Origin of the sequence: Pantoea sp. GD03673 (genome assembly GCF_029844725.1) — a bacterium.
Lineage (GTDB): Bacteria > Pseudomonadota > Gammaproteobacteria > Enterobacterales > Enterobacteriaceae > Pantoea.
In genome coordinates this window covers 262,225-279,711 of sequence record NZ_JAOCKJ010000004.1, presented here as the reverse complement: position 1 = coordinate 279,711, position 17,487 = coordinate 262,225, and the positions used below count along the sequence as shown (strand labels likewise).

Genomic DNA, 17,487 nt, shown 5'->3' with positions numbered 1-17,487 from the left:
TGCGCTTACGCCGCACCCTCACTAAAGCGAGACACCCATGGCACACGGCCCCTTATCCTCTGAAACCTCAGCAGAGGCGCGCCATCGGTTACGCCTGGCGCTCTCCCGTTTTTACAGGCTGGAGCAGTTCGATCTCTTCTTTGCGCCCTCGCTGCATGTGGCAAAAGTGCTGCTTTCTCAGCTGTTTCTGCGACAGGAGCAGGCACGCAATCAGAACCGTTACGCGTCCTGCTTTCCGGTAACCGAACTTAATATCCTGCCAGCGGTGCCGCTGATAGCGGGCAGCATCATGCTGGTTCCGCATGTGGAATTACCGGACGGCCGCGTGCGGCCATTGCGGGATTGCCAGAAACAGGGCGTGACAGAGGCGAGTGAAAGTTTTGCCAGCGTGCTGCATCAGAAACTGATCGACGAAGCCGACTTGTTTGTCACCCGGCTGGATCGCCACGCCGGGATCTGCAGTGATCTGGTGCTGGTGGCATTGCGGACACACGAGTTCAGTACGCTGGTCCGCAGCGAACTGCGTCTGTTTGAACAGGGGCTCACCCTGACCGCCACGCACGACGCACTGCGCCGCTTCGACGATCCGCAGTGGCGGCCTTATAATGCTGCCACCGTCGATGCGCTTTCCCTGTCAGGCCCGCTGCCGCTGAACTCCTGCCATCAGCCTGGCCTGCCGTTTGCCAGCTTTGATGTCCCGGCCTCGATAATTTCAGCGCTGTCAGATGCGGAGGATGTGGTGAAATGGCCGCAGCATGCGCGGCTGCAGCTGAACGCTGACGTGCGCGGCAGCGGCAAAAAAAGCGTGAATATGACGCATCATCTGAGCCGGCGACTGCAATTCCTGCTCAGCGCAGGCGGTAAATCTGAAAACGCGCCGGGCCGTCCAGCCGGGTCGGGCTCCGGTCCGTAAAGAGGGTAAAGTCACCCTGCGCGATCCTCGCCCTTCCTTGTGATGAGCGGGTCATAATGGTATGTTCTTCCGCTTCTAAGATAGATCAATGCGATTCGCAAGGGGATTTACGCAATGCGTATTATTCTGCTCGGAGCTCCGGGCGCAGGTAAGGGGACTCAGGCCCAATTCATCATGGAGAAGTACGGCATTCCGCAAATCTCCACGGGCGACATGTTGCGTGCAGCAGTAAAAGCAGGCAGCGAGCTGGGTAACCAGGCGAAAGCCATCATGGATGCTGGCAAACTGGTGACCGATGAGCTGGTGATTGCGCTGGTTAAAGAGCGTATCACTCAGGAAGACTGCAAAAATGGTTTCCTGCTGGACGGTTTCCCGCGCACCATTCCTCAGGCAGATGCGATGAAAGAGGCCGGGATCAACGTTGATCACGTGCTGGAGTTCGCCGTGCCGGACGAACTGATCGTTGAACGTATCGTGGGCCGTCGCGTTCACGCGCCCTCTGGCCGCGTCTATCACGTCACCTTTAATCCACCGAAAGTGGAAGGCAAAGATGATGTGACCGGTGAAGAACTCACCACGCGCAAAGACGATCAGGAAGAGACCGTGCGTAAGCGCCTGGTGGAATACCATCAGATGACCGCGCCGCTGATTGCTTACTACAGCAAAGAAGCGGAAGCGGGCAACACCGCCTATCACAAAATCGATGGCACCCGTAAGGTGACCGAAGTGAGTGCCGAGCTGGCTAAGATCCTTGGCTAAGCTTAATGGGGCCGGTATTACTGGCCCCTTTTGCAGTAATTGCTTTTACCTCCCACTAATTCCGCTACAATTTCCCTGTTTTCACGCATCCCCGTTGTCATCAAGGAACTCAAATGAGGCAAGATAAGCCCGGCGTGTTATTGGTTAATTTAGGTACGCCAGACGCCCCAACCACACCTGCAGTTAAACGCTATCTGAAACAGTTTTTAAGCGATCCGCGCGTGGTCGATGCGCCGCGCTGGCTCTGGTGGCCGGTTCTTAATGCTGTGATTCTGCCGTTTCGCTCGCCGCGCGTATCGAAGCTCTACGCATCGGTCTGGATGGAAGGGGGCTCACCGCTGCTGGTCTATAGCCAGCGTCAGCGCGATGCGCTGGCAGCACGTGTTGATATGCCCGTCGAGCTGGGTATGAGCTACGGCAATCCGAGCCTGAAAAGCGCGGTGGATAAGCTGATGGCGCAGGGCGTCACCCGCCTGATTGTGCTGCCACTCTATCCGCAATTCTCCTGCTCCACCGTGGCGGCGGTCTGGGATGGCCTGACCACGGTATTCAAAGGTTACCGCTCGCTGCCCGATGTGCAGTTTATCCGCGACTATGCCGAACATCCGGCTTATATCGCTGCGCTGAAAGCGACGGTAGAGCGATCGTTTGAGCAGCACGGTCAGCCCGATCTGCTGGTGTTGTCGTTCCACGGCATTCCACAGCGATTTGCTAATGAAGGCGATGACTATCCGCAGCGCTGCGCGGATACCACGGCGGCCCTGGTCAAAGCGCTGGGTCTGCGTGACGATCAGTATATGATGACCTTCCAGTCGCGTTTCGGTCGTGAGCCCTGGCTAATGCCTTACACCGACAAAACGATGGAAAGCCTGCCTGCCAAAGGCATCAAACATGTTCAGGTTATGAGTCCGGGCTTCTCGTCTGACTGCCTGGAGACGCTGGAGGAGATCAGTGGTGAAAACTGCGAAATCTTCATACATGCCGGTGGTGAGAAGTTTGAATATATTCCTGCGCTGAACGCCGATGAGGCGCATATCGACATGATGGTGCAGCTGGTCGACGCACGCCGTTAAAGCGCAGGCGGAGAGTGTGATATCATTCTCCGCCTGTTTTTCCAGACGGCACTCCCGATGAAATTTCCCGGCAAACGCAAATCCAAACATTACTTTCCCGTCAGCGCACGCGATCCCCTGTTACAGCCTACTCAAACCGACGTTGATGCGGGCAGCTGGGTGGTGGGTATCGACCAGACGCTGGTGGATATCGAAGCCAAAGTCGATGACGACTTTCTCGCCCGTTACGGCCTGAGTGCCGGACACTCGCGGGTCATCGATAATGCCGTTGCGGAAGCGTTGTACAACGAGCTGATGCGCGACGCGCTGATCACCCATCAGTTTGCCGGTGGCACCATCGGTAACACGCTGCATAATTTCTCCGTGCTGGCCGATGACCGCTCCGTGCTGCTGGGCGTGATGTGCAACAACATCCAGATTGGCGGCTATGCCTATCGCTACCTCTGCAACACCTCCAGCCGGGTCGATCTTAACTATCTGCAGGGCGTCGATGGCGCGATTGGCCGCTGCTTTACGCTGATTGGCGAGCATGGCGAGCGAACCTTTGCTATCAGTCCCGGCCAGATGAACCAGCTGCATCCCGATAATGTGCCGGAAGAGGTGATTGCCGGTGCCTCTGCGCTGGTGCTGACCTCCTATCTGGTGCGCTGCGCCGAAGGTGAACCGATGCCGCAGGCAACGCTGCGGGCGATCGAGTACGCCAAACGTCACCACGTGCCGGTGGTGCTGACGCTGGGCACCAAACACGTGATTGGCGACAATCCTCAGTTCTGGCGGGACTTCCTGCGCGATCATGTGAGCATCGTCGCGATGAATGAAGAGGAAGCGCTGGCGCTGACCGGCGAAGCCGATCCGCTGCTCGCCGCCAATATGGCGCTGGACTGGGTCGATCTGGTGCTCTGTACCGCAGGCCCGGTCGGGCTTTACATGGCGGGCTACACCGAAGACGCGTTCAAACGCAAAACCAACCATCCGCTGCTGCCTGGCGCAATTGCTGAATTTAACCAGTATGAGTTCAGCCGCGTGATGCGCCAGCAGGATTGCCAGCAGCCGCTGCGCATTTTCTCGCACATCGCCCCTTATATGGGCGGGCCGGAAAAGATCATGAACACCAACGGTGCCGGTGATGGTGCGCTGGCGGCGTTACTGCATGACATCACCGCCAACACCTATCACAGCCTGAATGTGCCGAACTCCAGCAAACATGCGCGTCCGTATCTGACCTATTCATCGCTGGCGCAGGTGTGTAAGTATGCTAACCGCGTCAGCTATCAGGTGCTGAATCAGCATTCACCGCGTTTAACCCGCGGTCTGCCGGAGCGGGAAGACAGCCTGGAAGAGTCTTACTGGGATCGGTAAAGCAGGCCGCTGCCGCGTATAAAAAAGGCCCTTCTGTTCAGAAGGGCCTTAGATGACTGGTAACATCTGACCTGGTTAGCGGTGAAATCGAGTCTGCCCAGGGAACACGGTCAGATCGGAAAGTCGCTTAAGCTATCCCTGGCCGCCCGGCCCGCGACGCTTTCCTCCGCTGCCCGTGTTCCCTGCGCGTGGAGTGTATTCGTTGCGGTAAAATTCATCCTGATTTGGCTCTATCAGTAGTCTGGCAGAACGTTCTGAACAGGAATCAGCGCACGACATCGCAGGGCTGTAAATCTTCGCCCTGTGTCATTTCATCCTGCAGGATCTGCAGCATACTGCTGGCAATCTCCCGTTCACCCATCACCACGCGTGTAGCGCCACGCTCCATGATGTACTCCACCTCATCGTCATAGTGGGCGCGGGCGATAATCTCAATATTCTGATGTTTTTCACGCGCCGCCGTCACCACTTCACCCGCTTCGTAGCCATTCGGGATAGTCAGTAACAGCCAGCGGGCGCAGTCGAGTCGTGCCAGTTCCATGGTATCCGCACGGGCAGCATTTCCCAGTACCGCCTTGATGCCCTGTTCGCGGAGCGCTTCGACCCGCGTGCGGGAATTTTCAACCACCACCAGCGGAACATTAGCCTCAAGAAGCTTCTGACCAATCAGGCTGCCAACCCGGCCATAGCCCACAATCACTGCGTGATTGCAGAAATCCACCGGGATCTGTTTCTCTTCTTCAATGGCCTCTTCCAGCGTCTGCTCTTCCATGGTCTCCGTTTTGGCGAGGAAACGCTCCAGCAGGGTAAACAGAATCGGGTTAAGCATAATTGACAGGATGGCCGCAGCCAGCACCAGGTTGCGTCCCTCATTACTCAGCAGACCCAGCGAGATGCCCAGGCCGGCCAGAATAAAGGCGAACTCACCAATCTGCGCCAGGCTGACCGAGATGGTCAGTGCGGTGCGACGGGAATGGCCGAGCAGCGACACCAGTAACCACGCGGCGACCGATTTGCCCACCACAATAATTACCAGCGCACCCAGCACCGCCAGCGGCTGCGTTATCAGAATCGATGGGTCGAACAGCATGCCGACCGAGACGAAGAACAGCACGGCAAATGCATCACGCAGTGGCAGCGTATCCCGTGCGGCGCGGTGGCTCAGTTCCGATTCGTTCAGCACCATACCGGCGAAGAAGGCACCCAGCGCAAACGAAACATCAAAGAATTCAACGGCACCAAAGGCGATGCCCAGCGCCAGGGCTAACACGGCCAGCGTAAACAGCTCGCGTGAGCCGGTTGCCGCGCTGCGGGCGAGGATCCAGGGCACAGCACGGCGTCCTACCACCATCATCAGCACCATAAAGGCGGCCACTTTGCCGATGGTCCACAGCAGATCCCAGGCCAGCAGTCCGGCGCTGGCGTTGCCCTGTTCCATCATCCCGGCGATCGCGGGCAGCAGGACCAGCGTGAGTACCATCACCAGATCTTCAACAATCAGCCAGCCAATCGCTATCTGCCCGCGCTGGCTGTCAATCAGCTGTCGTTCCTCTAACGCACGCAGTAACACCACGGTACTGGCGGTAGAGAGACAGAGACCAAACACCAGGCCGGTCATCCACGACCACCCCAGCGTCCATGACAATCCCATTCCCAGTAGCGTCGCGACCGCAATCTGTGCGATGGCACCGGGAATGGCAATCGACTTTACCGACATGAGATCTTTCATTGAGAAGTGCAGGCCGACACCAAACATCAGCAGGATAACGCCCAGTTCTGCCAGTTCAGGGGCCAGATTGGTATCTGCAACAAAGCCGGGAGTAAAAGGGCCAGCCAGCACGCCTGCCATCAGGTAGCCAACCAGCGGCGAAATACGCAGGCGGTTCGCCAGCATCCCAAGGAGAAATGCCAGAACTAATGCTCCGACAATGGTGGTGATCAACGGTGTGGTGTGATGCATGCCTGTCTCCTTGTATACAAATGTATCCGCTTGTAACAAATGAGTTTAAAACAAAATCTATTCTTTCGCTGAGCAATTTGCGGGAATACCCTAAAAAATCAGGAAAAATAGTCGAATACTCAATCGAAAGGGTATTTTCGTTCATTATCCCGAATGCTGGCTGATTTGACGCTTTAAACCGGACCAGATAAATAAAAATTACCCTCAGTAAATGACGCCAGTCTGCTACGAATAAGGGTTAAATTCGCATACAAAGTGGATAAAGCCTTTCTGCGGTACTTTTGCAGGGATAAGCTCGGGTTCCGTCACATCGCGTCCTGACGGACTCTGCTCAGTTGCACGAAACCGGAGGTGTGCTGGCGTGATAGCCCGCGATTACGCTGCTGCTGCCAGGCGGGCCCGACCACGTTCATCAGGCAGTCCGGCGATAAAAAGTGGGGGCCTGGTCAGCGAGTCAGATGTGCATTGGCCTTGAGTTCGCGGGGGGAATGTGCGACACAGTGGGGCAAAGCGGCAGAAAATCGGGCCAGAGAGCAAATTAAGGAGAATCACCGTGTTGTTATCAAAATGGACAGGGGCGGGCGTGGCGTTACTGGTGGCCCTGATGCCGCTGTTTTCACCGGCCGCTGAGGCCGACCGCACCTATCGCTTCAGCCTGCTGCATACCAACGATGAGCATGGTCATTTCTGGTTTAATGAACAGGGCGAATATGGTCTGGCGGCGCAGAAAACGCTGATGGATACCCTGCGCTACGATGTACAGGCTCGGGGCGGCGGCGCACTGATTCTTTCCGCCGGTGATGTGAATACCGGCGTGCCGGAATCTGACGAGCTGGACGCTGAACCCGATTTTCGCGCAATGAATCTGATTGGCTATGACGCGATGGCGCTGGGCAATCATGAGTTTGACAAGCCGATTGCGGTTCTGCGCAAGCAGGAGAAGTGGGCGCGATTCCCGCTGCTGGCCGCCAACGTGTATCAGAAAGGCACCGATCAGCGGCTGTTCAAACCCTGGGCGGTATTCAACCGCCTTGGACTGAAAATCGCCGTCGTCGGGCTTATTACCCCGGACACCGCAAAGCTGGCCAATCCGGCCGGTCTGAAAGATACCGAGTTCCGCGATCCCATCGCGGAGGCGGTGAAGGCGGTGGCTGAACTGCGCGCCACCGTTAAGCCGGATGTGATTGTTGCGCTGACCCATCTGGGCCACTATGACGACGGTAAGCACGGCAGCAACGGCATTGATGACGTCACCCTGGCACGCAGCCTGCCTGTCGGCACAGTTGATCTGATTGTGGGAGGGCATTCCCATGATGCGGTCTGCATGGAAAAAGAGAACGTCAGCGTAAAACATTACCAGCCCGGCCAGCCCTGCAAACCCGATCAGCAGAACGGCATCTGGATTATGCAGGCCGATAAATGGGGTAAATATGTCGGACGCGGTGACTTCACCTTCCGCAATGGTCAGGTGTCACTGGAGGCTTATCAGCTGGTGCCGGTCAACCTCAAACATCAGGTGAAGAATGCCGATGGCAGTGAGACCTGGCTCACCTGGCAGGAGGAGATCCCGAAAAACACCGCCATGATGAAGCTGCTGATGCCGTTCCAGAAACGGGCAGAAGCGAAGCTGTCCGTGAATGTCGGCAGCGCTGACGGCGACTTCAGCGGTGAAAAAGAGCAGGTCCGGTTTGAGCAGACGAATCTTGGCCAGCTGATTCTGCGTGCCCAGATGGCGCACACCAAAGCCGATTTTGCGGTGATGAGCGGCGGCGGTATTCGTACCTCGCTGAAATCGGGAAAACTGAGCTGGCGTGACCTGCTGCAGGTCCAGCCGTTTGGCAACCAGGTGGTCTCCGTCAGCCTGACCGGCGCGGAGATCAAAAACTATCTGGATGTGGTCGCCAATATTCAGCCTGACTCAGGCGGCTATGCCCAGTTTGCCGGTATCAGCCTGACCGCCGACGGAAAGCATGTCAGCAACGTCAGCATTAACGGCAAACCGATTGACGATACGCAGCATTATCGCATGGCAACCAACAGCTTCAATGCGGCGGGCGGCGACGGCTATCCGCGTCTCGATGACCATGCGGGTTATCTCAACAGCGGGGCAGTGGATGCGCAGGTCTTGCGAGAGTGGATCAACGCACATGCACCGGTTAAAGCCAGTGACTATCAGCCGAAAGACGAGATTGTGCATCTGACCGATGAGCAAATACGGGCGCGGGATGAAGCAGCAGAAAAAGCGCGGAAGCGTAACTATCCCAAAATGATTCTGGCGTGGATCTGGCCGTGGGGGAATGAAACAGCCCGCACGCATTGAGCTTAACGGGAGGTGCCTGCACCTCCCTTTTTTTTCAGGCCTGACAGGCGCGACGTCTGATCCAGCGTGCGCGCAGTTTGTCCCATACCCAGTTGTAGCCCATGGTGTAGGGCAGGAAGAAGAGGAAAAAGGCCATTTCGATCAGAAAAGCCTGCCACAGGGTGATATCCAGCATCCAGGCGGCAATCGGCAGGCCAATCAAAATAAACCCACCTTCGAATCCCAGTGCATGGAGCACGCGCACGCCCGGCCCGCGTTTCTGTCCTGGCGCATAGAGCCTGTCAAAGCCGCTGTTGTAGATCATATTCCATAGCATCGCGACCGTTGAGAGCATAATCGCCAGCGATCCCATCTGAAAAAGCGGTTTGTCCATTGCCCATGCCGCCAGCGGCGAAACGATCAGAATCGCCAGCGTTTCAAAGCAGGCAGCGTGAAGAATACGTTCTTTAAGTGAGCGGGTACGCATTGTTTGTTCTCCTTCAATTATGCGGCGCATTTTCCCATGGCAGAATGCTAAGATAAAATGAAGACCTATCGAAAAAAGCGATGGAAAAATGCGATACTCCCCGGAATCCCTTGAGGCATTTATGCAGACCGTGGCGAGCGGTTCCTTCTCAGCGGCCGCGCGTGCGCTGGGAAAAAGTCAGTCCACCATCAGCGCAGCGGTAGCGAGTTTAGAAGACGATTTCGGCTTTGCGTTGTTTAGCCGGACGGGGCGTCAGCCGACTCTCACCGAGCAGGGACGTCGCGTTGTGCCACAGGTTCAGCAGATTCTGTCAGCCAGCGAGCGGCTGGATGCGCTGGCGATGCGTCTGTCGCAGGGCGTTGAACCCCGGCTCAGTATTGCCATGTCCGATTTCTGGCAAACCGATCATCATGAACAGCTGCTCAGGCAATTTGATGCCCGTTATCCGGAGATCGAACTGGAAGTCATGATTGCTGAAGATGGCGATGTTCTGGATCTGTTGCAGGCCGGGCGGGTACATCTGGGCATAGTGCGGGCGCAGCCAAATCTGCCAGGGGATATTGCGGTGGCAAGACTGCAGGTTGAAGCGCAGATGGCGGTGTTTTTACACCGGGATCACCCGCTGGCACAGCTTAAAACCCTGAGCGAAAGCGAACTGGAAGGGGTGCGTCACCTGCGATTAAATACCTGGGTTGAGGCCCCTGAACCCGCGCCCACGGGGCGCATCTGGTCGGCACCCACCTATTTGCTGCTGCTGGAGATGGCAGAACAGGGATTTGGCTGGACGATTCTGCCACGCTGGCTGGTGAAGCAGTTTGGGCATGGCGTGCTGAAAGAGCTGTCGATGCCGGGCTGGCCACAGCACATCGCTGTTGAGGTGGTCTGGTCACGACGCACACCGCCCGGCCCGGCGGGACGCTGGATGATCGATCAGCTTTGCGCTCAGCCACGGGTTTAGTCGTGGCGAGCGATATCCGCAAACGGCGCGTCCAGCAGCCGTGAAAGATCCTGCGGGGCCAGTTCGATATCCAGGCCACGCTTGCCCCCTGAGATAAACATGGCGCTAAACGCGCTGGCAGAGTGATCGATCACCGTGGGCAGCCGTTTTTTCTGTCCCAGCGGACTGATGCCCCCCACCAGATAGCCGGTAACCCGCTGCGCCAGCTGGGGATCGGCCATATCCGCTTTTTTCGCGCCCAGTGCTTTTGCCACCTTTTTAAGATCGAGCTGCGTCGATACCGGCGTAATCGCTACCGCCAGCTGTTTTGCCTCGCCATTCAGCGCCACCAGTAGCGTTTTATAGACCTGGCGTGCATCAAGATTAAGCTTACGGACCGCTTCGTCACCAAAATGCGTTTCGTTACTGTCATGCTCATAAGGATGAAGAGTAAAGCTGACCTTTTGTTTTTCCAGCAATTTTACGGCGGGCGTCATACAGGTTCCTTACTAAGAAAAATCTTATTGCGCAGAATTATGGAAAAAGGTGGCGAAATTTTGCTCTTTGCGTAAAATTGGCCGCGCGCCAGCAATCTGATTGCTGAGCGATAACCAAAATCATAAACAAATTCCTCTTTGACGGGCCGATAATATTATCGGCTCTCTTTTTTTCAGGGCTTCTTCAGCATTTCGGGCAGATTATCTTCGCCGTAAAGATGCAAAGCACCCACCGCGACCACATAGTTGCCCGCCGCTAAACCCTGCAGCCTGTCACACCACTGCGCATTACGCTGACCGATCAACGTATCATTGAGTGCCTGACTGAAGGTGGCGGGCAGGGTGATTTCCGGCTGCCGTGGCGGCGTATCAAGCCACCAGCTCACCATCAATTGCAGCAGTCGAGCATTCGTGTGCCAGTGCAGCAGCGTATCCTGTAACAGCGCCATGCCATCATCCGGCAACGCGGTAAGCAGGGCGATCTGCGCATCTGCGCCTTCCAGCTCAATCACCGGTTTGTTCAGATCTTTCGCTGCCTGTAACAGCTGATAATCAATACCGTAGTCAGGTCGTAATCCCAGCCTTTGTGCCTGCTGTGCCTGTAACATCAGCGCCACCTGCCAGGCAGGCAGATTATCCAGCAGGCTTAGCGTGAGACTCATCTCCTGACACAGTGCAGTGAGCGTCTGCATTGCGCTGCTCTCCAGACGCGCAGAGAGCGCAGGACGATCGCCGTGATGATCAAAGGGTGAGCCGCCCTGCGTAATATCCGCTTCCACTATCAGCGCATCAGCCTGCTGCAACTGACGCAGCAGGCGGGCGGGCAACGGCTGCATGTCGCGCGTGCCCATGTGGATGCTGCCCACCAGATGCAGCTGCCGATCGCCCAGCCGGACATCTATCGCAGGCCAGCGGTAACTGGCGGGAAAAAGTTGGCTTATAAAGCCGCGCAGTGAGCGCCAGATGTTGCCTGTCATTCCCGGTCCTTTGCGATTCAAAACGCCATGCTAGCGACTTCAGCGAGGGAAAAACAGCGCTGAAAAGGCGATTACTGGCGCGGCGGACGGTAACGCAGCAGGCGGTTAGCATTGCTGACCACGGTTATGGAGGAGAGCGCCATCGCTGCACCCGCCACAATCGGGCTGAGCAGGGTGCCGGTCAGCGGATAGAGCACGCCTGCGGCCACCGGAATGCCAATGCTGTTATAAATAAATGCGCCAAACAGGTTCTGCCGGATATTGCGTAGCGTCGCGGAAGAGAGCGCTAATGCATCTGCCACACTGTTGAGATCGGCACGCATCAGGGTGATACCCGCCGTTTCCACGGCCACATCGCTGCCGCCACCCATGGCAATGCCCACATCGGCCTGCGCCAGTGCAGGCGCGTCATTAATGCCATCACCGATCATCGCGACGCGACGACCCTGCTGCTGTAGCTGTTCGATGGCGGCCGCTTTGCCTTCCGGCAGCACGCCAGCAATCACCTCGTCAATGCCCGCTTCGGCAGCAATGGCGCGTGCGGTCGTTTCGTGATCGCCGGTCAGCATAATCAGGCGATAACCCTGCTGATGCAGTCGCGTAAGGGCCGCGCTGCTTTCCGGGCGAAGCTGATCGCGCATCGCAATCAGGCCGGTCAGCTGACCCTGTTCTGCCAGTAACACCGGCGTGGCTCCCTGTTGCGTCAGGCGCGCTATCTCTGCTTCCGCCGCCCGGCAATCGACGCCGTTATCCTGCAACAGCGCGACGTTACCCAGCAGCAGCGTTCTGCCATCCAGACTACCGCTGACCCCTTTGCCACGTATTGTACGAAATTGCGCTAACAGAGGCGGCTGCGTCAGTTTCGCTTCGGCTACAATCGCTTTTGCCAGCGGATGACCCGAGGCGAACTCCAGCGCAGCGGCGGTCGCTAGCACGGACTCCCGGCTGCCATCACCCCAGACCCTGACCTCACTGACCTGCGGCTTACCGGCTGTCAGGGTGCCGGTTTTATCAAACACCAGGGTGTCGGTCTGGCTGGCGCGTTGCAGCGCATCGGCATCGCGCACCAGCACGCCCAGCTCGGCAGCGCGGCCCACACCGGCAATAATCGACATCGGCGTTGCCAGTCCCAGCGCACAAGGGCAAGCGATAATCAGTACGGTTGTCGCGATCACCAGCATATAGGCAATCTGGGGCTGCGGCCCGAACAGATACCACACCGCGCCGCTCAGCAGCGCAATCAGCACCACGACAGGGACAAACACGGCGGAGATGCGATCGGCCAGACGGCCCACATCCGGTTTGCTGCTCTGGGCCTGGCGCACCAGCCGGATAATGCGCGACAGGGTGGTGTGGTTACCGGTCGCCCGGGCGATAAATTCTACCGAGCCGTCCTGCACCAGGGTTCCGGCAAAGATCGCCGCACCCGGACGTTTGCTTTGCGGCACCGCTTCGCCGGTCAGCATCGCTTCATCAAACCAGGCTTCACCCGTGGCGATTTCGCCATCGACCGGTACCCGATCGCCGGTCACCAGGCGCAGCGTCATGCCGGGCTGGACTTCGCTGACCGGGATCAGCCTGTCACCCTGTTGATCGACGAGCCGTGCCTGAGCCGGGGTCAGATCAAGCAGTCGTTCCAGCGCCTTCGACGATCGCTGACGCGCCCGCTGCTCCAGAGCATGTCCCAGATTAATCAGCCCCAGGATCATGACGCTGGCTTCGAAATAGAGATGGCGCGCCTGCGGCGGGAAAAAGTCAGGCCACAGCACCACGCTAAAAGAGTAGATCCAGGCAGCACCGGTACCGAGTGCGACCAGCGTATCCATGGTGGCGCTACCGTTGCGTAAACTGCGCCAGGCACTGCGATAAAAATGGCTGCCGGTCACGACCATGATCAGCAGGGTCAGGATGCCCAGCGTCAGCCAGACGCCGTGGTTATGGTCGGTGAGCATCATGTTGTCGCCCGCCATGCCCCAGATCATGAGTGGCACGCCAAAGACTAATGCGACAGCCGCCTGCCAGCTGAAACGACGCATCGCACGACGGGCGCTGCTCTGCTGCTTCTCCCGGCGTTCCTGCTCGTCATCTGCCACCTGCGCGCCGTAACCTGCGGCATCAACAGCCGCCACCAGCCGCTGTGGGTCAGCATCGCCCAGCACCAGCGCACTGCGCTCGCCGAGATTGACCCGCGCCTGGCTGACGCCTTCGACCTGTTGCAGTGCTTTTTCTACCCGGCTCACGCAGCTGGCGCAGGTCATGCCCTCAATCAGCAGCACGTGGCTGGGCAAGGTTTTTTCTGCCGGATAAGAAGCAGTCTCCGTTGTCAGCGCCTCCGGCGGCGGCTCAGATGCTGTCAACGGTTCAGACTTTGGGGAAGCGTCCGCCGTTTTCAGCGTCGCGTGATAGCCCGCCTGCTCTACAGTGGCGATCAGTGCGTCTGCATCCGCATGCCCGAAGACCTGTGCTTCCTGCTGGGTAACTTCGGCCTGGTCAACATCGTCGCGCTGTTCCAGTGCCTCTTTGACGCGTTTAACACAGTGGCCGCAGGACAAGCCGTCCAGTGCCAGAGAAATAGTGTGTGACATAATCAACTCCTTCTGTGATCCCATTTGACCGATTGGTCAGTTTCGACTCATGCTTAAGCATAAACCTTCCATCAAGGGGAAGGTCAAGGGGATGAAAATGAACATCAGCGATGTGGCAAAAAAGACCGGACTGACCAGCAAGGCGATTCGTTTTTACGAAGAGAAAGGGGTGGTGACACCGCCGTTGCGCAGTGAAAATGGTTACCGCCATTACGACGGTCACCATCTGGATGAACTGAACCTGTTACGTCAGGCGCGACAGGTGGGCTTCACGCTGGATGAGTGTCGCGAACTGGTGGCGCTGTTTAATAACCCGTCGCGCCACAGTGCCGATGTGAAAGCCCGTACCCTGCAAAAAGCGGATGAAATTGCGGCGCACATTGAAGAGCTGCATGCCATGCGCAATCGCCTGCTGGCGCTGGCAGACGCCTGTCCGGGCGATGAGGGCGCAGAATGCCCGATCATCAATAACCTGGCCGGGTGTTGCGGTCAGCGTGGCTGAATCCGCAGCGTGATCCCCTCAATGCCAGCCACGACCACCGGTGTGCCCGCAGGCAGATCCTGCTCCGCCTCAACCCGCCAGCTGCTGTCCCCGATGCGCACGTGTCCGGTGCGGTTATGCAGCGCGGTATCCAGCGTCAGGTGTAACCCGATCATCTGACTGCCGCGCTGGTTCAGGGCATTGGGACGCTGACGCGTTTCACGGTGGCGCATCCAGCGGTACCACAGGAAAACGCAGACCAGCGTCAGCACGGCAAACAGGGAACCCTGCGTCGTCCAGCTCACCGGCACCAGCCACTCACAGATACCAACGATAACCGCCGCCAGTCCGCTCCACAGCAGATAACCGCTGGTGCCCAGCATCTCCGCTGCCAGCAGTAATCCACCCAGCGTCAGCCAGAACCAGTGCGGATGAGCGATAATGTCGACCAGCATCAGCGTTTCGACTCGGAGCGTGATTCCTTCAGTAGCTCACCGATACCCGCAATCGAACCCAGCAGGCTGCTCGCCTCCAGCGGCATCATCACGACTTTGCTGTTGTTGCCTTCGCCGATTTTTTGCAGCGCATCGGTGTACTTCTGCGCCACAAAGTAGTTGATGGCCTGAATATCACCTGCGGCGATCGCTTCCGAGACCATTTTCGTGGCGTTAGCTTCCGCTTCCGCCTGACGTTCACGCGCTTCTGCCTGCAGGAACGCCGATGTACGTTCACCTTCTGCTTTAAGAATTTGCGACTGCTTCTCTCCTTCAGCCCGCAGGATCGCCGCCTGTCTTACCCCTTCGGCTGTCAGAATATCGGCACGCTTGGTGCGCTCCGCTTTCATCTGGGCATTCATCGCACCAACCAGCTCCTGCGGCGGACGCACGTCGCGAATCTCAATACGGGTGATCTTGACGCCCCACGGATTGGTCGCTTCATCCACGATGTGCAGCAGCCGGGTGTTAATGCTGTCGCGTTGTGACAGCATTTCGTCCAGCTCCATGCTGCCAAGCACGGTACGCATGTTGGTCATGGTGAGGTTCAGAATGGCCTGCTCAAGATTGCTGACTTCATAGGCGGCACGCGCCGGGTCAACGACCTGAATAAAGCAGACTGCATCGATGGTGACGTTGGCATTGTCTTTGGAGATGATCTCCTGCGAGGGGATATCCAGTACCTGTTCCATCATGTTGATCTTACGACCGACACGATCCATGAACGGTACGACCAGGCTTAAGCCCGGCTGCAGGGTGCGGGTATAGCGGCCAAAGCGCTCAACCGTCCATTGAAAACCTTGTGGCACGATCTTGACGGTCGCCCAGACCGCCGCCAGTGCCAGAATAATCAGGGCAGGAATAACAGTTATCATACAACCTCCACATTGTCAGATTAACGGGCCGAGTCGCTTCGGCCCGTGGTGCTGCTGGTCAGTACAGCAGGGAATAGAGCTGGCGACGATAACGCGCAGCCAGTGCATCGCCGGTACCCAGTGCAGCAAGAATCTCCTGCAGCATTTTACGTGCCTGGCCATCAGCGGCGTTAAGGTCGGATTTCAGGAAGCTGAACAGCAGTTCCAGTGCTTCTTCATTACGGCCCACCTGATGCAGCTGTAACGAGAGTTTAGCAGCCAGCCCGGCGTTAGTCGGGTCAGCCTCCAGCTCGGCCTGAAGCTGCTGAATTTCCGGCGTGTCGGCGGCCTGTTTCAGCAGATCGATCTGCGCCATCAGGCTCTGATAGCGGGTATCCTGATCCTGCAATGGCACCACTTTCAGAACGGCTTCTGCTTCATCGCTGCGGTTCAGCGTGATCAGCACGTCAGCCAGCAGGAAACCGATCTCACTTGACTGGTTGCTCAGCTGCCACGCCTCTTTTAACAGTGGCAGCGCCTCCAGCGGTTTACCTTCCTGCATCAGCACCATCGCCTGCTGTGCTTTAAGCTCCTCTTCACGCGGCAGCACTTTTTCCAGCAGCGCGCGGATCGCGTCTTCTGGCTGCGGCCCCTGGAAGCCGTCAACCGGCTGACCATCCTGGAACAGATAAACGGTCGGGATTGAACGCAGACCAAACTGCGACGCCACCCTTTGCTCTTTATCACAGTCCAGTTTTGCGAGAATAAACTGACCCGCGTACTCCTGTGCCAGGCGCTCCAGCACAGGTGTCAGTTCCAGACAGTGCTGGCTGCGCTCAGACCAGAAGTAGAACAGCACCGGCAGCTGCATCGACTGCTCAAGGGTCTGCTGCAGGTTAGATTCGTTGATGTCGATGATCGAAGCATGTGGTGACATGGATAAGTCTCTTTGCAAAAAGTGTTCTAAGAATATGGGGCCAACGGGCCCGGCTTCAAGCGCTATTGCGCCTGGCTGATTAATGGCTGCGCAAAATGCGATCCAGCATCCAGCCAGGCAGTAACCGTTTCAGCAGGCTCATTACGTGTGCGACCAGCGTCACCGGATAGCGTAAACGTGGATGTTTATGCTCGAGTGCATGACGAAGTTTAGGCAGAATGGCTTCCGGTGGCAGGGTAAAGCGGGCCGCTATGCCGGGATTACGCACCGGGTTATGCTGTTCGCCCTGCGTCACATTGTCGGTAAAGCGGGTCTCAATCGGACCGGGTTCAATCAGACTGACGCGGATGCCGCTGCTGCGCACTTCAAGCCGCAGCGCATCGCTCCATGCTTCCAGCGCATATTTACTGGCGGCATAGGCACCCCGGCCAGGCGTGGAGATCAGTCCCAGCACCGAACTGGTGTTAATAATGCGGCCATCGCCGCTGGCCTGCAGCGCAGGTAACAGCCGCAGCGTCAGCTGATGTACACCAAAAAAGTTGCTGGAAAACTGATGTTCAAGCTGCTGACGGGTAAGGGTTCGCAGCGGGCCATAGAGGCCAAATCCTGCATTGTTAAATAGCGCGGCCAGACGGTTATCACAGAGTGCGAGCACCGCGTCCGCAGCCTGATCCACGCTCTGCGGATCGTCAAGATCCAGCTGTAAGCCGGTAAAACCCAGCGTGTTCATGCGGGCGACGTCGTCGGCTTTGCGGCAGGCGGCGATCACCCGGTAACCCCGCACCAGCAAATCGTGCGCGGCAACCAGGCCAATACCGCTGGAACAGCCTGTAATCAGAATCGTTTTTTGCATTTCTTTACCCTTTTTGCGCATC

At 57.5% G+C, this 17,487-nt stretch carries 16 protein-coding genes; 7 read left to right on the top strand and 9 right to left on the bottom strand.

All coding sequences use genetic code 11. The features are described 5' to 3' along the window. The first annotated feature begins 37 nt into the window (after nt 1–37). From N5J69_RS09525 to N5J69_RS09510, 4 genes are all read left to right on the top strand, one after another. Entirely contained in the window at nt 38–913 is an 876-nt protein-coding gene (locus N5J69_RS09525) for a DUF6024 family protein (protein ID WP_279769839.1), read from the top strand. A 114-nt stretch (nt 914–1,027) separates the two neighbouring features. After that, on the top strand, nt 1,028–1,672 hold the full coding sequence (adk, locus tag N5J69_RS09520) for an adenylate kinase (RefSeq protein WP_279769837.1): 645 nt from the start codon (nt 1,028–1,030) through the stop codon (nt 1,670–1,672). A gap of 113 nt (nt 1,673–1,785) precedes the next feature. Continuing rightward, nucleotides 1,786–2,745: a ferrochelatase gene (hemH, locus tag N5J69_RS09515; RefSeq protein ID WP_279769835.1), complete on the top strand. Its 960-nt coding sequence runs from the start codon at nt 1,786–1,788 to the stop codon at nt 2,743–2,745. Nucleotides 2,746–2,802: 57 nt separating this feature from the next. Next, a complete protein-coding gene (locus tag N5J69_RS09510) occupies nt 2,803–4,104 on the top strand; it encodes an inosine/guanosine kinase (RefSeq protein ID WP_279769833.1) in 1,302 nt (433 codons plus the stop codon). A 265-nt stretch (nt 4,105–4,369) separates the two neighbouring features. Here the strand turns inward: N5J69_RS09510 and ybaL are convergent, their stop codons facing one another. After that, nucleotides 4,370–6,064, bottom strand: coding sequence for a YbaL family putative K(+) efflux transporter (gene ybaL, locus N5J69_RS09505; RefSeq protein ID WP_279769831.1), 1,695 nt, complete (start codon nt 6,062–6,064; stop codon nt 4,370–4,372). Between the two features lie 553 nt (nt 6,065–6,617). Here ybaL and ushA point away from each other — a divergent pair. After that, nucleotides 6,618–8,384, top strand: coding sequence for a bifunctional UDP-sugar hydrolase/5'-nucleotidase UshA (ushA, locus tag N5J69_RS09500; protein WP_279769829.1), 1,767 nt, complete (start codon nt 6,618–6,620; stop codon nt 8,382–8,384). Between the two features lie 34 nt (nt 8,385–8,418). On the opposite strand, the gene N5J69_RS09495 is transcribed toward ushA, so the two are convergent. Next, nucleotides 8,419–8,850, bottom strand: coding sequence for a multidrug/biocide efflux PACE transporter (locus N5J69_RS09495; RefSeq protein ID WP_279769827.1), 432 nt, complete (start codon nt 8,848–8,850; stop codon nt 8,419–8,421). A gap of 88 nt (nt 8,851–8,938) precedes the next feature. Between N5J69_RS09495 and N5J69_RS09490 the strand changes: the two genes are divergently transcribed. Then, entirely contained in the window at nt 8,939–9,808 is an 870-nt protein-coding gene (locus N5J69_RS09490; protein WP_279769825.1) for a LysR family transcriptional regulator, read from the top strand. On the opposite strand, the gene ybaK is transcribed toward N5J69_RS09490, so the two are convergent. The 3 genes from ybaK to copA all read right to left on the bottom strand — a co-directional run bounded on the left by ybaK (nt 9,805) and on the right by copA (nt 13,846). Next, nucleotides 9,805–10,284, bottom strand: coding sequence for a Cys-tRNA(Pro)/Cys-tRNA(Cys) deacylase YbaK (gene ybaK / locus N5J69_RS09485; RefSeq protein ID WP_279769823.1), 480 nt, complete (start codon nt 10,282–10,284; stop codon nt 9,805–9,807). The two genes, N5J69_RS09490 and ybaK, sit on opposite strands and share 4 nt — an antisense overlap. A 173-nt stretch (nt 10,285–10,457) precedes the next feature. Continuing rightward, entirely contained in the window at nt 10,458–11,261 is an 804-nt protein-coding gene (locus N5J69_RS09480; protein WP_279769821.1) for a TraB/GumN family protein, read from the bottom strand. Between the two features lie 71 nt (nt 11,262–11,332). Next, on the bottom strand, nt 11,333–13,846 hold the full coding sequence (gene copA / locus N5J69_RS09475) for a copper-exporting P-type ATPase CopA (RefSeq protein WP_279769819.1): 2,514 nt from the start codon (nt 13,844–13,846) through the stop codon (nt 11,333–11,335). A 97-nt stretch (nt 13,847–13,943) separates the two neighbouring features. Between copA and cueR the strand changes: the two genes are divergently transcribed. Then, a complete protein-coding gene (gene cueR / locus N5J69_RS09470; protein WP_279769818.1) occupies nt 13,944–14,348 on the top strand; it encodes a Cu(I)-responsive transcriptional regulator in 405 nt (134 codons plus the stop codon). Here cueR and N5J69_RS09465 read toward each other — a convergent pair. The 4 genes from N5J69_RS09465 to N5J69_RS09450 all read right to left on the bottom strand — a co-directional run bounded on the left by N5J69_RS09465 (nt 14,336) and on the right by N5J69_RS09450 (nt 17,465). Then, complete coding sequence (locus N5J69_RS09465; RefSeq protein WP_279769816.1) at nt 14,336–14,782, bottom strand: NfeD family protein; 447 nt, start codon at nt 14,780–14,782, stop codon at nt 14,336–14,338. The two genes, cueR and N5J69_RS09465, sit on opposite strands and share 13 nt — an antisense overlap. Beyond that, complete coding sequence (locus tag N5J69_RS09460) at nt 14,782–15,696, bottom strand: SPFH domain-containing protein (protein ID WP_279769814.1); 915 nt, start codon at nt 15,694–15,696, stop codon at nt 14,782–14,784. Before N5J69_RS09460 ends, N5J69_RS09465 begins: the two co-directional genes overlap by 1 nt. Nucleotides 15,697–15,754: 58 nt before the next feature. Further along, nucleotides 15,755–16,612: a co-chaperone YbbN gene (locus tag N5J69_RS09455; protein ID WP_279769813.1), complete on the bottom strand. Its 858-nt coding sequence runs from the start codon at nt 16,610–16,612 to the stop codon at nt 15,755–15,757. A 79-nt stretch (nt 16,613–16,691) separates the two neighbouring features. Continuing rightward, nucleotides 16,692–17,465, bottom strand: a complete 774-nt coding sequence (locus N5J69_RS09450) for an SDR family oxidoreductase (RefSeq protein ID WP_279769812.1) — start codon at nt 17,463–17,465, stop codon at nt 16,692–16,694. Nucleotides 17,466–17,487 lie beyond the last annotated feature (22 nt).

What these genes read in the sequence shown, in the direction of transcription:
- N5J69_RS09490 (WP_279769825.1), top strand. Translation starts at nt 8,939, where the DNA reads ATGCGATACTCCCCGGAATCCCTTGAGGCATTTATGCAGACCGTGGCG.
- N5J69_RS09525 (WP_279769839.1), top strand. Translation starts at nt 38, where the DNA reads ATGGCACACGGCCCCTTATCCTCTGAAACCTCAGCAGAGGCGCGCCAT.
- N5J69_RS09460 (WP_279769814.1), bottom strand. Translation starts at nt 15,696, where the DNA reads ATGATAACTGTTATTCCTGCCCTGATTATTCTGGCACTGGCGGCGGTC.
- N5J69_RS09450 (WP_279769812.1), bottom strand. Translation starts at nt 17,465, where the DNA reads ATGCAAAAAACGATTCTGATTACAGGCTGTTCCAGCGGTATTGGCCTG.
- adk (WP_279769837.1), top strand. Translation starts at nt 1,028, where the DNA reads ATGCGTATTATTCTGCTCGGAGCTCCGGGCGCAGGTAAGGGGACTCAG.
- N5J69_RS09480 (WP_279769821.1), bottom strand. Translation starts at nt 11,261, where the DNA reads ATGACAGGCAACATCTGGCGCTCACTGCGCGGCTTTATAAGCCAACTT.
- N5J69_RS09465 (WP_279769816.1), bottom strand. Translation starts at nt 14,782, where the DNA reads ATGCTGGTCGACATTATCGCTCATCCGCACTGGTTCTGGCTGACGCTG.
- cueR (WP_279769818.1), top strand. Translation starts at nt 13,944, where the DNA reads ATGAACATCAGCGATGTGGCAAAAAAGACCGGACTGACCAGCAAGGCG.
- hemH (WP_279769835.1), top strand. Translation starts at nt 1,786, where the DNA reads ATGAGGCAAGATAAGCCCGGCGTGTTATTGGTTAATTTAGGTACGCCA.
- N5J69_RS09495 (WP_279769827.1), bottom strand. Translation starts at nt 8,850, where the DNA reads ATGCGTACCCGCTCACTTAAAGAACGTATTCTTCACGCTGCCTGCTTT.
- ybaK (WP_279769823.1), bottom strand. Translation starts at nt 10,284, where the DNA reads ATGACGCCCGCCGTAAAATTGCTGGAAAAACAAAAGGTCAGCTTTACT.
- N5J69_RS09455 (WP_279769813.1), bottom strand. Translation starts at nt 16,612, where the DNA reads ATGTCACCACATGCTTCGATCATCGACATCAACGAATCTAACCTGCAG.
- N5J69_RS09510 (WP_279769833.1), top strand. Translation starts at nt 2,803, where the DNA reads ATGAAATTTCCCGGCAAACGCAAATCCAAACATTACTTTCCCGTCAGC.
- ybaL (WP_279769831.1), bottom strand. Translation starts at nt 6,064, where the DNA reads ATGCATCACACCACACCGTTGATCACCACCATTGTCGGAGCATTAGTT.
- copA (WP_279769819.1), bottom strand. Translation starts at nt 13,846, where the DNA reads ATGTCACACACTATTTCTCTGGCACTGGACGGCTTGTCCTGCGGCCAC.